General features: G+C 51.3%; 10 protein-coding genes and 1 tRNA gene. 8 read left to right on the top strand and 3 right to left on the bottom strand.

Annotated features, from left to right (window positions below):
- Positions 1-325: 325 nt before the first annotated feature.
- Positions 326-1615, bottom strand: a complete 1290-nt coding sequence (locus GSQ62_RS05195; RefSeq protein WP_161888523.1) for a site-2 protease family protein — start codon at positions 1613-1615, stop codon at positions 326-328.
- The gene (locus tag GSQ62_RS05190; RefSeq protein ID WP_237587006.1) at positions 1602-2273 is read right to left on the bottom strand and encodes an HAD family hydrolase; all 672 of its coding nucleotides are present in this window, start codon (positions 2271-2273) and stop codon (positions 1602-1604) included. The genes GSQ62_RS05195 and GSQ62_RS05190 overlap by 14 nt, the downstream gene beginning before the upstream one ends.
- A gap of 52 nt (positions 2274-2325) precedes the next feature.
- On the opposite strand from GSQ62_RS05190, the gene GSQ62_RS05185 reads away from it, so the two are divergent.
- The 7 genes from GSQ62_RS05185 (at position 2326) to GSQ62_RS05155 (ending at position 9962) form a co-directional block, all read left to right on the top strand.
- Positions 2326-2399: transfer RNA gene (locus tag GSQ62_RS05185), tRNA-Ile, on the top strand.
- 881 nt (positions 2400-3280) lie between these two features.
- Positions 3281-3598 (top strand): hypothetical protein, encoded by a 318-nt coding sequence (locus GSQ62_RS05180; protein WP_161888522.1) that lies wholly within the window; start codon positions 3281-3283, stop codon positions 3596-3598.
- A 299-nt stretch (positions 3599-3897) separates the two neighbouring features.
- Positions 3898-4365, top strand: a complete 468-nt coding sequence (locus GSQ62_RS05175; RefSeq protein ID WP_161888521.1) for a transposase — start codon at positions 3898-3900, stop codon at positions 4363-4365.
- Positions 4265-5116 (top strand): DDE-type integrase/transposase/recombinase, encoded by an 852-nt coding sequence (locus GSQ62_RS05170; RefSeq protein WP_161888520.1) that lies wholly within the window; start codon positions 4265-4267, stop codon positions 5114-5116. The genes GSQ62_RS05175 and GSQ62_RS05170 overlap by 101 nt, the downstream gene beginning before the upstream one ends.
- A gap of 170 nt (positions 5117-5286) precedes the next feature.
- Positions 5287-6534 (top strand): Tm-1-like ATP-binding domain-containing protein, encoded by a 1248-nt coding sequence (locus tag GSQ62_RS05165; RefSeq protein ID WP_161888519.1) that lies wholly within the window; start codon positions 5287-5289, stop codon positions 6532-6534.
- 28 nt (positions 6535-6562) lie between these two features.
- A complete protein-coding gene (locus GSQ62_RS05160) occupies positions 6563-7426 on the top strand; it encodes a phosphoenolpyruvate hydrolase family protein (RefSeq protein ID WP_161888518.1) in 864 nt (287 codons plus the stop codon).
- 799 nt (positions 7427-8225) lie between these two features.
- Positions 8226-9962 carry a helicase associated domain-containing protein gene (locus GSQ62_RS05155; protein WP_161888517.1) on the top strand — a complete coding sequence of 579 codons (1737 nt, stop codon included), beginning with the start codon at positions 8226-8228 and terminating at the stop codon, positions 9960-9962.
- Between the two features lie 485 nt (positions 9963-10447).
- Here the strand turns inward: GSQ62_RS05155 and GSQ62_RS05150 are convergent, their stop codons facing one another.
- Positions 10448-12604 carry a carboxypeptidase-like regulatory domain-containing protein gene (locus GSQ62_RS05150; protein ID WP_161888516.1) on the bottom strand — a complete coding sequence of 719 codons (2157 nt, stop codon included), beginning with the start codon at positions 12602-12604 and terminating at the stop codon, positions 10448-10450.
- 492 nt (positions 12605-13096) lie between these two features.
- Here GSQ62_RS05150 and GSQ62_RS05145 point away from each other — a divergent pair, with 492 nt between their 5' ends.
- Positions 13097-14416 carry a polysaccharide deacetylase family protein gene (locus tag GSQ62_RS05145; RefSeq protein ID WP_161888515.1) on the top strand — a complete coding sequence of 440 codons (1320 nt, stop codon included), beginning with the start codon at positions 13097-13099 and terminating at the stop codon, positions 14414-14416.
- Positions 14417-14748: the final 332 nt, after the last annotated feature.

Here is a 14748-nt window from a genome sequence, read left to right as displayed (position 1 = left end):
GTTGGGAGTTCCGGGTTCCGAGTGGCGCGTTATATATAACAGGGCTGCAGCGGTTGTTCCAGTGCTTCGGAGGGACAGGTCGCGACCTGTCCGAGCAAGGGGAAATGCTGGCTGCGGAAACTCGCTTCTAAACAAGGTATGAGATAGGATAAGGTTGTAAACCTGTTCCTCCATATTTGAATTAAGGCATTGGCTATATATAAACTCATGTAAAGCCCCTGACGTTGGCGGAGTATATATAACTCTGATAAAAAGAAAACCGGCAGCGGCCTTATATGGCCGCTGCCGGTTTTCTTTTTTATATCCCCCGCTATCACTCGAACCGCTACCCGATTATAAACGGCGAGGGGCTGAAACAAAGGACAAAAATGACAATGGCCAGGATGCCCAGCGCCTTGCGCAACGGGGTGAGGGGCCGTTCGTCGGGGCAGGAGGGATGGAAGATGCCCATCACCCGCGCCAGCAGCAGCCCGAACACCAGCCAGCCGCTGTAGCCGTCCGCCTCGGGGAAGGCAAATGAAATCAGCACCTGCACCAGCAGCACAGCGCCCGCCAGGTACAGGGCGTACCGCAGCCGGGGAGTGGCGGGCTGCAGCACAAACACCAGGTACAGCATATAAAATCCCCACAGCCATATATGGGCCGAGAACTCCGGCAGTATCCCGGAAAGGCCGTACTGCAGCAGCAGCATCGACAGGGCCGCGATCAAGCCATAACGCTTGTTGTCCAGTATTTTGCTGAAAGCCCAGTACGCGAAAGGCGCAAGCACCACCAGCAGGTCCTCGGTCCACAAGGGCTCGCTGTGCGGCGACACGATGCCAAGCCCGGCATAAGTGATAAACAGGGTAAAGAAAATGGGGGAGAGGCGGTTGAAGCGGGCGTAGCCGATCAGGCCGTAGAGCACGTGCCCGCCGTCCAGTTGGCCGATGGGCAGCAGGTTGAGTGCCGTGAAGAAAAGGGCCAGGTAGCCGGCAAACACCAGCGGGTAATGGATGATTTCGTACTGGTTGGGCAGCAGGGCCGGGTCGGCCACGAAGCGCTCGAAGCCCATGAACAGCAGGTTGCGCCCCAGCGAAAAGCTGCCTGCGTTATCGTCGTACACGTACTGCGCATAGTCCAGCCCGAAGCGCTTGTACTCCGGATGGATGTGGAAGATGTACTCCGGCGGCGGCAGGTGCGTGAAGGCGTAAAACAGCAGCGGAACGGCCACCGCAAAACCAGCAATCGGCCCGGCGACGCCGATGTCGAAAAACTGCCGCCGGGAGAATATGCGCTCCCTTATCCGGATAAAGGCCCCCATGGTGCCCAGCGAGAACGTGATGCCGAACCACAGCGGTATATAGTAGGGCAGCGAGACATTGGTGCGGTAGAACCGGGCGGTAAAATAATGGCCGAACTCATGCACCGTCAGCACGCCGAGGAAGGGAATTGAAAAGTAGAGGCCGCCCATGAACTCGGCCCACGTGATGGTGCCCGTCCAGTCGAAGCCCTGCGGCCCCAGGAAAAACAGCTTGCCGAAGCGCCACTCCGTGCCCGCGATGGTGGTGGTAACAAGGGTAAGGCAGAAGAGCAGCAGGTGCAGGGTGTACGTGCGCTGCTGCTCAGACAACGGCATCCTTGAAAAACTGGTTGATGGTAAGGGGCGGCTGCAGGTGCAGGGTCTGCAACCCAACTTTATTGGCGCTCTCGATGTGCTGGATGCTGTCGTCGATGAACAGTGTTTCGTGCTTCTGCAGCTTGTTCATGGCGATGATCTCCTCAAACACCAGCGCGTCCGGCTTGCGCTTGCCGATCAGGTGCGAGTAATAGGCCTGTTCAAACAGCGAGTCGAGGCTGGGGATGGTGAAGCTGTGCGCTACAATCTCGTTGAAGCGCTTCTGGTGGATGGCGTTGGTATTGCTGAGCAGGAAAAGGCGGTACTTCCTGCCCAGGTCCAGCAGCAGGTCGATGCGCTCCTGCGGGATGTCGAGCAGCATGGCGTTCCAGGCCGCGTCTATTTCCTCGTCGGAGGCGGTGATGCCGTAGGCCTCGCGCAGCCCGGCGCGGAACTGCTCCGGGGAACTGGCACCCGTTTCCAGCATATCGAACAACTGCGACTGTTCCCGCTGATTGTAAGCGATTTGGCAGTTGGCCTTGCACAGTTTCTGCAGCGCTTCAATACTCCGGTTGATGTCGAGGTTGATGATGACACCGCCCAGGTCGAAAATTATATTCTTTATTTGTGTCAGCTCCACGTAAAAATTTCCCGTTTCTGTTTGAAATACTGAATGCAAATATGTAAAATTGCACTCCCAAATCAAACAAAGGCATGCCTTTTCAGGGAACGGGCCTATAGCTCATTCGGTTAGAGCAACTGACTCATAATCAGTAGGTGCCTGGTTCGATTCCAGGTGGGCCCACTTCGCAATCAAGCACTTACGAGATAAAACTTGTAAGTGCTTTTTTATTTGCAGAGTAATTTGCAAATAACTCACCCCAAGTGTTAATTTACTGACTTAGCACTCCCTTAGAGGCCTTTAGTTGGTTCCCATGCCTAATATTTTATCAACAGTTCAGAAACAGTCATTAGTTAATCTGCTTGAAAGTAATAATGATTCTGCAGCTATTGCCATCAAAGAACTACAAAGTAGCCTCATACAGATTTTACTTTATTAAGCGCTTCCATCGAGAGAAATGCTGTAGACTCAGTAGCACTCACTATTGAAGAGCTACAGAATGTATTACATACAGACTTAACATCAATCAGAAATTCTATAGAGAAAAAAGATGATGAGATTTTCTATGGAGTAACTAAAGATACCGCTTTTACAGTATTAGTGACTTTAGGAATCTTCATTGTAGGGATTTTGATTGACCGCTGCATCAAATCGAGAGAAGTCAAATCAAAAAAGTACGAACTAAAAGGTTTTTTATATATAACCTTGAGAAGATCACAAATAAATACTGTGTCAATCTAGCCGATGTATATAAAAAGTTCTACCAAAATATTAATATCAACTCAGGTATACCTACTTCTTCTCCAAAGGTCTTATCAAGTGATATAGAAAGAATTCATAACCTAAATACAGTAGATTTATTTTTAGCAATTAAAACAAAAGAGAATTTATCTGATATATTAAGTAATATAGATTTCATTCTTAAAATTCCCAATGAAGTCGAAACTTTCCATCGTAAAGCACTAGAACGCAGTGAAAGTATTAGGCAAAAGCTTCAAGATTCATTAGAAGAATATTTAAATCTTATACCAATATTAATTGAAGAGCTCGAGAATAATAGTGAATTGATTGAGAATGATGAGGTGCTTACTCTGCTTCGTAATAAATTCGATCTATATCACCAAGAAATAAAAGGAAAAAGAGAGTTGATAAAATTTAGACAACAGGTAGTTGTGCCTATTCAACGTTCATTAGTTGAGGCTAGTCTCTTTCGACAAAATAGTACAGCATTGAAAGTAGTAGAGTTAGGGCAAAGGATTACCCATATGTATTTCAGTTTAAGAGTTTTAGTAGTCCAATTTCGTTTGCAATACAGGAAGTTTTATCAATATGTAAATGAAGCTAAACAAGAGTTAAAAGCTAAAGGTGAAGCCATTAGGTAGAAACTAATGAATAAGAGAATGTATATCAGTTTATAATTACAAAGCTATAATCTGAAACTGTAAAGAAGATATAAAAGAGCACGCACTGAAGTAAAACCTACTGCCCTTTTTTCATTCTATTCAAGGAGATTTTATCATCTTCTAAAAAGCCGACTTTCAGTAAAGCCTTAAAGCTTGCAGCCTGCCCTCTGAAACACGTACTGGAATTGCTTGCAGTATCTTACTCAGATAATCCTTCTTAGCCCCCTAATATACTGGACCAAAGATTCTATAAGTTAAATTGATAACTTGTACGAACAATGAAAAGAAGACACTTGTCAGCAGACGAGAAACTAAGCATACTATCAGAAGCCGAAAAAAAAGGAATAACGGCCACTATCCGTAAGCATGGCATCTACAGCAACACCTTTTATCAGTGGAAGGAGAAGTTGGATACGGGCGGCAAGGAGGCCTTGGCCAGCAAGCACCACAAAGTTGCACCAGAGGTAAAGCGCCTGCAGAAGGAGAACCGGCAACTCAAGGAGATGCTGGCAGAGAAGGAGCTGGACCTGCGCATTAAAGAAGAGCTGCTAAAAAAAGCTCTGCCAGAAAGCAGACAAGATCATAATTGCCGTGGCATTCATCCGGCAGGGATACCCTCTATACAAAGTTCTGCCGCTGTGCGGTTTGAGCAAAAGCTCCTACTATTATTCTCCCTCTTGTGGAAAGAGAGGCCGCAAAGCCAGCACCGGCACGCAGGGCAAGGGCGGCATCCTCTACGGCAATGAATATGTGCTGGCAAGGATAGAGTGGCTCTTAAACCAGGAGTTTGTCGACTATGGCTACGAGAAGGTGGCCGGGTGGCTCAACAAGAGCGAGGGCCTGCTTATCAACGGCAAGAAAGTGTACCGCCTGATGAAAGAAGCCCGGCTCCTGAACTGCCGCATCAGAAGGGACAGGAGGGGCAAGCGAATCGCCGAGGACCTGCTGCCAAACCCCCACCAGCCGCAGACCGACATCAAGTACTACATCCACGGGGAGCACAGGAACGCCCTGCTGGTAACGGTACTGGATGTTTTCAGCCGGGGCGTTCTGGGCTACAGGCTGGAATGGAGCATCACAAAGCACCAGGTGGTTGACTTGATGAAAGATGCTTTGTGCCATTACAGCATGCCGGAGAAGGTGAGCCTGAGAACCGACAACGGCAGCCAGTTCGAGGCAGGCTTGTTTCGGGAGTACCTCAGGGAGATTAGCATTGACCTTGAGTTCACCCATGTGGCCAGCCCGCAGGAGAACTGCTACATCGAGTCCTACCACTCCATCGTGGAGAGCGCTGTCTGTGCTAAGTATGAGCTTGAGAGCCTCGAGGAGGCCAAAGAGGTGTTCAACAGGTTCGGCAACTTCTACAACCAGGGCAGAGTCCATGGGAGCTTACACATGCTGTCTCCGAACCAGTTCCTGCGGGAGCAGCAGGCAATTCACAGGTTGAGGCTGATTCCGCTGAAGGAAGAAGAAACTGCAATTGAAAAAAAAATATGAGTAGTAGAATCCTAGTCCTATATATAGGGGGTAGGGCAAATCATATAGCGCATAACTTCTAACAGGTGGTTTTTGATTTTACCGGTTAAAAATTACTGACGCACTTAAATTTACTTGACCTTACAATAAGATTACAAAAACTCTACTGATAATTCTATCATCAATAAAGCATGCGAGCAAATTCAGACTATATATTAGTAATAGGATGTTTCGATACGAAAGGCGAGGTGTTTGCTTACCTGCGTGACTGCTTGATGGCCCAAGGCGAGCGCGTCTTCACCATCAATACGGGCGTGCTGGGCACAACCAAACTGTTCCCGGTAGATCATGAAGCCGAACAGGTATCAGCGGCAGCAGGCATTTCTTTAGCCGATTTAAGACAGAAGCAAGACCGGGGCTATGCCGTAGAAATCATGAGTAAAGGAGCGGCCAAAATTGTAGCTGATCTGGTAGCAGCCGGTGGCCTGAAAGCGGCCATTGGAATGGGCGGCGGCGGCGGCACTTATCTGGCCATAGCGGCTATGCAAGTCGTTCCGTTAGGCGTACCTAAACTTTGCTTATCCACCTTGGCCGCGAAAGATTTATCCCGCCAGTTAGGCAGCAAAGACGTTACCTTGATGCCGTCGGTGGTGGATGTAGCAGGTCTTAATAGTATTAGCAAGCTTTTGATAAAACAAGCCGCTGCCGCTATTAGCGCCATGGCCAATGTGCCGGTGGAACAGGAGAACGCAAGCGCTGGTAGAATTGCTATCAGCATGTTCGGTAATACAACAGCCTGCGTAGATAAGTGCACCGAGCTACTGCAACAACAGGGTTACGAAGTATTTGCCTTTCATGCCACCGGCACCGGCGGCCGTACCATGGAGTCTTTAATAAGAGAGAATCTTTTTGTTGGCATTTTGGACATTACCACCACCGAGCTAGCCGATGAATTATGCGGCGGTATTCTCAGTGCTGGACCGGATCGGGTAAATGCGGCGGCCGAGATGGGGATTCCGCAGGTAGTGGTCCCGGGTTGTTTAGATATGGTGAACTTTGCCCAACTGGATACCGTGCCTGAATTATACAAGTCGCGGCAGCTTTACAGTTGGGCACCAGATGTAACCTTGATGCGCACTAATGGCAGAGAAAACAAAAAGCTAGGAGAATTGCTAGCACAAAAGGTAAACCGGTCTGAAGGCGCTGCCGCTATTTTGCTGCCTTCAAAAGGAATATCCCAGATAGATGCGGCGGGTGGTGTTTTCTACCAGCCTGAAACAGACCAGGTTTTATTTCAGGCTATAAAAGAGCAGGCGCAGGATAAAATACCGGTGCTGGAAATAGATGCCCATATCAACGATACTATGTTTGCCGAGATGGCTGTAAATACATTATTAGATTTAATAAAGAAGAAAGCAGCAGGTACAAATTTAGAATAAATCATTAACCATAATACTTCATATACTTATGCCAAATCCATGGACCGGTAAAGGGAACCCTTATACCAGACAAGAAGTAAGAGATCGTTTGCAAAATACTATTGATCAAAACAAAGCTATAATTGCAGCTGGTGCCGGCACTGGTATCAGCGCTAAATTTATTGAGCAAGGCGGCGCGGATTTAATTATTATTTATAACTCCGGTCGTTTCCGGATGGCCGGGCATGGCTCTACGGCGGGGTTGATGGCTTACGGAGATGCCAATGCTGTGGCCATGGAAATAGGTGAATTTGAAGTATTGCCGGTAGTAGAAGAAATACCCGTGATTTGTGGAGTGCATGGTTCTGATCCGCGCCGCCGGATGTGGCATCATCTACTTAAGGTAAAAGAAATGGGCTTTTCCGGTATCAATAATTTCCCGACTCATTCTATTGTAGATGGTCATTTTAGGCAGGTGCTGGAAGAAACCGGCATGGGCTTTGAAAAAGAAGTGGAGATGGTGCGGTTGGCCTCTAAGATGGATTTGTTCTCCATTGTTTACGTTGCTAAACCCGAGGAAGCCCTGCAAATGGCTCAGGCGGGTGCCGATGCTATTATTGCACATGTAGGCACGACAGTGGGCGGCTCGATTGGAGTGGTGGAGGCTACCTGTACTATGGACGACGCCATCGAACGCACCCAAAAAATTATGGAGGCTGGAAAGGAAGTAAATCCAGATATATTTTTTCTCACTCATGGTGGCCCCATCAACACGCCAGAAGATGTGATGGTAGTTTTGCAAAATACCGAAGCCCATGGTTTTGTGGGTGCCTCTTCGCTGGAGCGCATGGGCGTAGAAGCATCTTTAACAAATCTGACCCGCGAATTTAAATCCATTACTTTATCTCGTTAGGAAGGAATAAGCCACCAGTTTACAGCTGGTGGCTTATTTGTTCTGTTACCCAGCTCTTCAACGGTCTGCAGCCCCCTTTTCAACTCCTCCGGGACAGCAAGGACCAGCCGGTACTCGGCTATGTATGGCCATTACAACGAAAATGCTGTCACGGAGATGTGCCAGAACATGCTGGTAGCGCACTGCTCCTTTATATTAGGATGATGACGCTATCGCCACTAAGTCGGGGCGGGGGCAGGACACGTGGCGGTCACAGACACCCTAGCGATGCTTTTTTATTCGGAACAGTACGGTCAGAAATGATCCCCAGCTGATGTCTATCGGCAGGAAATTGTCAGGCGGTGCGGAGAAAGTGTCCTTGGACAGCTGCCGTGCAGTGGACGGTGCCAAACGGAATTATCTTGTATTCATCATGACCAATGAGCGCTGACGGGGATATGTCCGGAACATCCCCATCAGCAACATAAAGGCTGAAAGAATTGACCAAGGCATACCCGGCATTTAAACGGACATGCTCTACCAGTGGTGGAACCTGGTGCCGACCTGCGAGCGGAAGCTTACACCAATTACAGATATTTTCCTTATAAATATAGAAGCCTTCCGTGTGAGGTGTATCTCCTGGTATTAGGCCAGCAGGAATCAACGGTTGAGCATGTGGTGCTCAGGAGCGTAGGTGCTGCTGACACGATTCAGAGCAATCAGCACCTACACTTCCAAAGTGTGGTTTTATGAAGCAGGCTACGCCAGCTAATCAGATAGTCATAAATTCAACGCCATCAAAACAGGAGAAATAAATGACATGCCACATTTAGAGAATAAGCTGTTCGACGAGAACTTTCTGTATTCATGGAATCTGAATTACCAGAAGCTGGCAGCGCTTTGCAAAGCTGGCCAACCTGCTGCTGCAAACCTTGACGACCAGTTGGCGCAGTGGGTAAGCATCCAGCGACGCATCAGGCATATGCTCCCCACCAAACTGAAATCTAAGTTGGCAGCGCTTCATTTTGATTTCGAAGAAAAGAATTTCTCCTGGGCCACTAGGTACAGGCAACTGGCCGGGTTTGCGCAAAAGAACGGGCACACGTGCCTGCCCCCTGACCGACGGCATGAAGAACTGAGAGACTGGCTAGTGAGGCAGGTAGTGGGTAGAAGCTTCCTTTCTAAAGATCAGTACCGGAAGCTGGACCGCCTGGGTGTGGACTGGGACATGCCCATCAGCAGAGAGCATCGGTGGGAGCAAATGTACTGGAAGCTAAAAGACTTTTACCTCACATTCGGGCATTGCCGGGTGCCTCAAAAGTGGGCCAAGGACAAACCACTGGCGCACTGGGTAACTGTGCAGCGAAGGCTTCACGCCCGAAACAAATTACGGGAAGACCGGAAGCGGAAATTGAATGAGCTCCACTTTGTCTGGAGCATCAGAGAGGTATATGAGTCCCAGTGGGAGCACTATTTCCAGCAATTGGCTTCCTTCCACAATGACCAGGGCCATTGCAGTGTCCCGGGTAAGTATGAAAAACTGGTGAGTTGGATTGAAAGGCAAAGACTCGCTAAAAAGGACAACGCGCTGCCTGCCGACCGTGAAAAGCGGCTGGATGCAATCGGCTTTATCTGGAGCTGCGAGGGCATCAAAAAGAGGCTGTGGGATGAAAGATACGACCAGTTGCGTGCCTTCCACCGACAGCACGGCCACAGTTTTGTGCCTGTCAACTTCAGGGAGAACAAAAGCCTTGGGACGTGGGTTGCCACACAAAGGGGGCTGGAGGCCCAGGGCAGGCTTGGGCCAGTCAAAAAGAAGATGCTCGATACTTTGGGTTTTGTGTGGAGCAGGGACACGCAACGTCAGGTGAAGTCAGCCTATGATACTCAGTGGGAATTCAGTTTTCAGAAGCTGCAAGTCTATAAAGGGGTACATGGTTCCTGTCAGGTCTCCCTCAAGATAGACCCGGCGCTGCAGCGCTGGACGTGCTGGCAGCGGCGGCTTTTTTACCAAGGCAGGCTGCCCCCGGAGCGCATCGACAGGCTCAATGAGATCCGGTTCCCGTGGAGCGTGCAGGAGGGGTACTGGATGCGGATGTACGATGCCTTATTGGACTTCAACAGGCAGTTCGGCCACACCCGGGTGCCCAGCCAGTGGAAGCCTGATCCACGGCTGGCGGCATGGGTGTACAGGGTAAGGCTAAACCAGCCGGAGCTGACACAGCAGAAGATTGAGCTGTTGAACAGGATCGGGTTTGACTGGACCCTGAGCCAAAGAAACGTAGTGCCATGGGGGGAGATGTATAATCGCCTCGTAGCCTTCAGGCAGCAACGCGGACACGCGCACGTGCCGGTAAGGTTTCAGGAGGACCCAAAGTTGGGCAAGTGGGCCAGCAAGATGCGGCACGAGCGAGGGAAGCTTGCCCCGGAGCGGATCTCTCTTTTAGATGCTGTGGGTTTCTCTTGGGGCTCCAAGCCTGCCCCTGTCTACGGTGCGTGCCCTCCTTGCAAAATAATCGAAAGGTACCCCCCTGAAAATATTCGCCATAGGTTATAAACAATTGCCCTGGAGGAACTCCTGCAGGCTATCCCGACCGAAAAGGCATCAAGGGAACTGTACCGGTTTATCGGAGTGGAGACGGCCAAACGCTACATGAAGGACCATTAAGCCGCCAGCACCCAACTGTGTACCTTGCTTAGGGTAATGGAGGAACGCTGATGCTCCGGGGCTTCCTAAGGATGGGACCATGCCTCTTCCTATATATAGTGATACATCAGCCGTTTTACGTGACTTCGGTACAGATTTACACCATGAAATTAGAGGCGTAAAACAGCTTGAAGCGTTAAAGAAGGACGCTAAAGGGTGTTTTGTAGGCCAGCCTCGGAGGTGCCACTTCTCCTATCGAGGAACCTCTTTGAATGGGACACAGGCGGCCCGGCTGTTATTTACCTGCCTAGCCGCCATGTCTGCCGGTGTGCCTGATCCGGGTCAACGTCACTTGCAGATTGATATTGAATGTAAAGCGGTTAAACCACCATCTTCTACCTAGCCAACGGGTCGGGGCGTAGCTGGAACTTGAATACTTTGCTTGTGGTGCCTTTGCCGCCTTCCATATGAAAAGGGGCCCGGGTGCTCACGGTGGCCCAGATGCCACGGCCTTTCCAGCCTCCATTTGGGTCATCAATCCGTCCATCCATCCATTTGGTGTAGAATCCGAGGGGGTAGGGAACGCGGAAAACAGCCCATTCGCCATCTTTCAGCGCCAGTAAGGCTTCGGACTCATTTCCGGTGTTGATGGGGATGTTTTCACCCAAGCCAAAGGTGTTGAACTGATCCACCCAGGTGTAGTAGCTGGATTCCGCGCTTCCTTCGTAATCTACCCCTTTCAGTTGCGGCAGCGGCTCGGTGTAAAATGTCCAGCCTTCGGGGCAATGCTGGCCCGTGGCATCGGGACCGTTGAGGGTGCCACACTTGCGTCTGTCGAAACTGGCGAGATGGCCGCTGGCAAGGGCCACCCATGCTACACCATTCCGGTCGATGTCCATCCCTCTGGGAGAGAAACCTTTGATGGGCTCTCCATTTTCATCCAAAGGAAGTTCATAGTATTCCACCAGCGCGGTTTCCGGTGGGTTTGAACCTGGATATAGGCGGATGACAGCGCCCGGGTAACCCAGGGACGATCCCCAAACTGAACCGTCCGGTGCCGGAGCCACAGAGTATATGCCTTTGGCAATCCGTTTGTCCTTTTTGGGGTCAAGGGGCTTGTCGGGCTCCACATAGGCATCCCTTTTACCATTCCCGTTGGTATCCAATATAAGCGCTGTCCACCCCTGAGAAATTTCCTCATCGCCTGTTTCCAGGAATTTCTTCGTGTTCAGCCAGCCAATGACTTCGCCGCCGCCGCTGGTCCAGAGGGTGTTGTTCTCGTCCTCGGCAAACATCAGGTGATGGGTGCTGAAGCAGGTGCCGATAGTGGTATACTTTTTTGTTTTCGGGTTGTAGAGGCCCAGGTGGCGGCTAGACTTTTCAAGCGGGAAAAGCTTGGCCGACGGGTGGTCCGATCCCATCCTGCAGCAGTCCGGGTTGTCAGCAGGGCGCACGGCGGCGGTAATCCAGACATTGCCTTCTGCATCCATCATGGGGTTGTGGACGTTGGTCTTGCTGTCCCATATAGCCTCCATTCCCCAGTAAGGGGAAGGTTCCAGCACATCTCCTGATATGGAGGGGGTGTTGGGGTCGCGCACCGTCAGCGGTATCCGGCTTGCCTCGTGGCTGATGGGGTCCAGCACCGGCAGGTAATCGGCGCTTGCTTCCAGGGCACCGTAAAGGGCTCCGTTCGCGTTTACGGTTGGGTTTCTTCTGTCCGTGGAAACCAGATCATGGAGATAAGCCTTCGGGTCGGCCCAATCCCACTGGGTAATCACCACATTGCGCTCTATGCCCTTCGGCCGCTGAGGGGTGGGTGGCAATTCTCCCGCCTTAATCCGATCCGTCCAGTCAGAAAACATCCGGAGCATTTCCTCCCGGCCCACCTGGTGGAGGGCTGAGGTCATCATGGCGCCAGCCTGGCCGGACTTCAAACGGCGCTCCCATGCGTCCTCAGAGGAGGCGAAATTACCGAGGGATTCCTGCAACTCCCGGGTTCCTTTGCTGCCCAACTGGTGGCATGCCAGGCAGGTGCCTGATTTTATATTGGTGAGAAATTTCGCCTGGCTGGTGATGCCGGGCGAGATGCCATTTCCGTCAGGCCCGGTGCCCGGAAATTTGCTTTTGTCCGGCACCTCCAGTAGCGAGAACCAGTAGCCAGCCGGATAATACTGGGCGGCAGCCTGCGGACTGGGCGCCACCACGGCCTTCAGATCCAGCGACTGGCCGGGCGTAGCCGGTCTTTTAGGGGAATCCACCAGCCCATAGCCGCGAACCCAAACCGCATAATTGGCGCCCGGCAGATCGGGTATCAGGTAGCGGCCCTCCTCGTCTGTGACCACAATCTTCGCAAACCTGGTCGGAAGATCATTCGTTTCGGCAATCACCCACACACCAGCCTCCGGGCCGTTGGGGCCTGTTACTACGCCTCCTATATCCCCCGCCTCCACCTGCACGGATGTAGCGCCGGATGTTGTGCCAGAGTTACAGGCACTCAGCGCTGCCAGCATGCTTATACTCAGGAGGGAAAAGCAGAGGAATCTGGCAATCATGTTTTTCCCCCTCATCTTACTGATAAAAGACAGGTATATCATGGTGATTGATTTAGGTTAGGGATCGCCGGCAGCACCAGGCTGGCATATAGCATGTAGTTCAGCTAATATATTTATTTTTAATGTTTTAACCAATAACAAATTGGTTTTTACTGCTTGCTAAGAGGAAGGCAGGTGGTGTGTGCGTTTCGGGGACAAAGTCGCTGTTGCGCCGGTGCCTTATTCAATTGCCTGAAGCGCATCTGGCGGCATCATGGTCTGCACTGCTCCGGTGTTCCTCCACGCACATGCCGCAACCCGCTCTTCCCTACATCCTGTAGCCCCGGTAGGGCGGCATATGGCTTTTGACTGCTAGATCCTTTGAACAATGACAGGAATCGTTAACTTTATATCTTCCGCGCAAAATTATTGGCCGCTGGTGTCGTCGCTCCCTGTTTTCCTGGGGAGGACGGCTGGCAGCGTAATTTTACCCAAGCGAAATCTCCAAACGATATGAATCGACTCGTCTTAGCATTTGCTTTGCTCATCAGTGTCAGTGGCTGCGGCCAAAAGGAAGAACTGACAGGACAAACGGAAATCACAAAGTGGCAGGATGGGAAAAATGCCGCCATCTCCCTTACCTACGACGACGGCAACACCAACCAGTTCGCCAAGGCGCTACCGATCATGAACCGGCTGCAGTTTCCCGCCACGTTCTTCATCATGACCGGGCACATGCCGGGGTCGCAGTACCAGGGCAAGTTTATAGGCCGTCCGGTTAAAGAGATTATCGCCGAAACGGCTGACACACCAACCAACAAGGATAATTTTTTTGAGCGGGCCTCTGCGGCAGGGTACTTAGGGTACAAGGGAACTATGGAGTACCACACGCGCGCCGGTGCCCTGGTGGATGCCGGCAAAGAGGAGGAAGCCTACGCCGTGATGGATGACCTGTACCAGAAAGTAAGGGAAGGGGCTTTTGAGCCGGGCGTGGAGCTTAAAAATGAGGTGGCGGAAGCTGAGGGCGTGACCTGGGAAAAGCTGAGAGCATATGCGGCACAGGGCCATGAGTTTGCCAGCCATACCATTACCCACCCCAGGCTGGCGGCGCTGGATGAGGCCAACATGCTGTATGAGTTGGAGAAAAGCAGGGAAGACATTCTGAAGCAGCTGGGCCCGGAGCACACTTTCTCGGCTGAAGGCCCCTACGGGACTGAAAACGAGCGGGTGATGGAATATGCCCTGAAACTCTTCCCCGCCACCCGCAACAGAATGCCGGCGCCCTACCTGGAAGAAATTAACCGGGGAAGCAAACAGCAGCCCGGTGCCTCTGACAAAGAGTATGTGCAATGGCAAAGAGGCGCACTTACCAGCACGCCCCTGCCGCTCATGAAGTCGTGGGTAGACACCGTGGCCGCCCATCAGAACCAGTGGCTGGTGCTGGTCTTCCACGGGGTGGATGGTGTTGGCTGGGAAGCCCTCCCGAGCTCCCTTCTGGAGGAGTATTTCCAGTATATGAAAGACAAGGAGGACAAGCTTTGGGTGGCCACGTTTGGTGATGTGACGAAGTATATGCGAGAAAGGATGAACGCCACCGTGGATATAAGTGAAAATGCAGGCAAGATAAAGGTGAACCTCAGCCACTCGCTGGATCAGGAGATGTACGACCTGCCTCTCACGCTGAAAACCTACGTGCCGTCAGCGTGGGAAGCCGTGAGCGTGCGCCAGGGGGCGAAGGAGCAACTCGTCAAGCCGGAGAAGGATGCGAACGGGGCCTTTGTTTTGTACCGGGCGGTGCCAAACACCCAGCCGGTGGAACTGTCGGGCACGTAAAAAGATTCTCTGCTATATATAACTGCTGTTACGCAAGCTCCATTTCGAGACCCTTTGAAGGCGGCTTATATATGGCGCGAGCATCCTCGCTCGTGTCCACTATCATAGGGCCTCCGGTCCGCATTCATATATAAACCGCGTTTATATATAGCCTGGGCAGTGACTAAGATGCATATAGGATGGATTTCCGGAATGGCAGCCTGCCTTATATAGGCGGCCGGAGGCCGCGGGATAACAAGTCACGAGCGGAGACGCTCGCGCCATATATGGCTATATAACCCCTGGTTCAAGCGGAGATTATTAAACTGCTTTGCCTTTTGCGTAACGTCAGA

Origin of the sequence: Pontibacter russatus (assembly GCF_009931655.1) — a bacterium.
GTDB classification, from domain to species: domain Bacteria; phylum Bacteroidota; class Bacteroidia; order Cytophagales; family Hymenobacteraceae; genus Pontibacter; species Pontibacter russatus.
The sequence above is the reverse complement of the archived record's forward strand: the minus strand, read 5'-3'. Positions and strand labels throughout refer to the sequence as shown.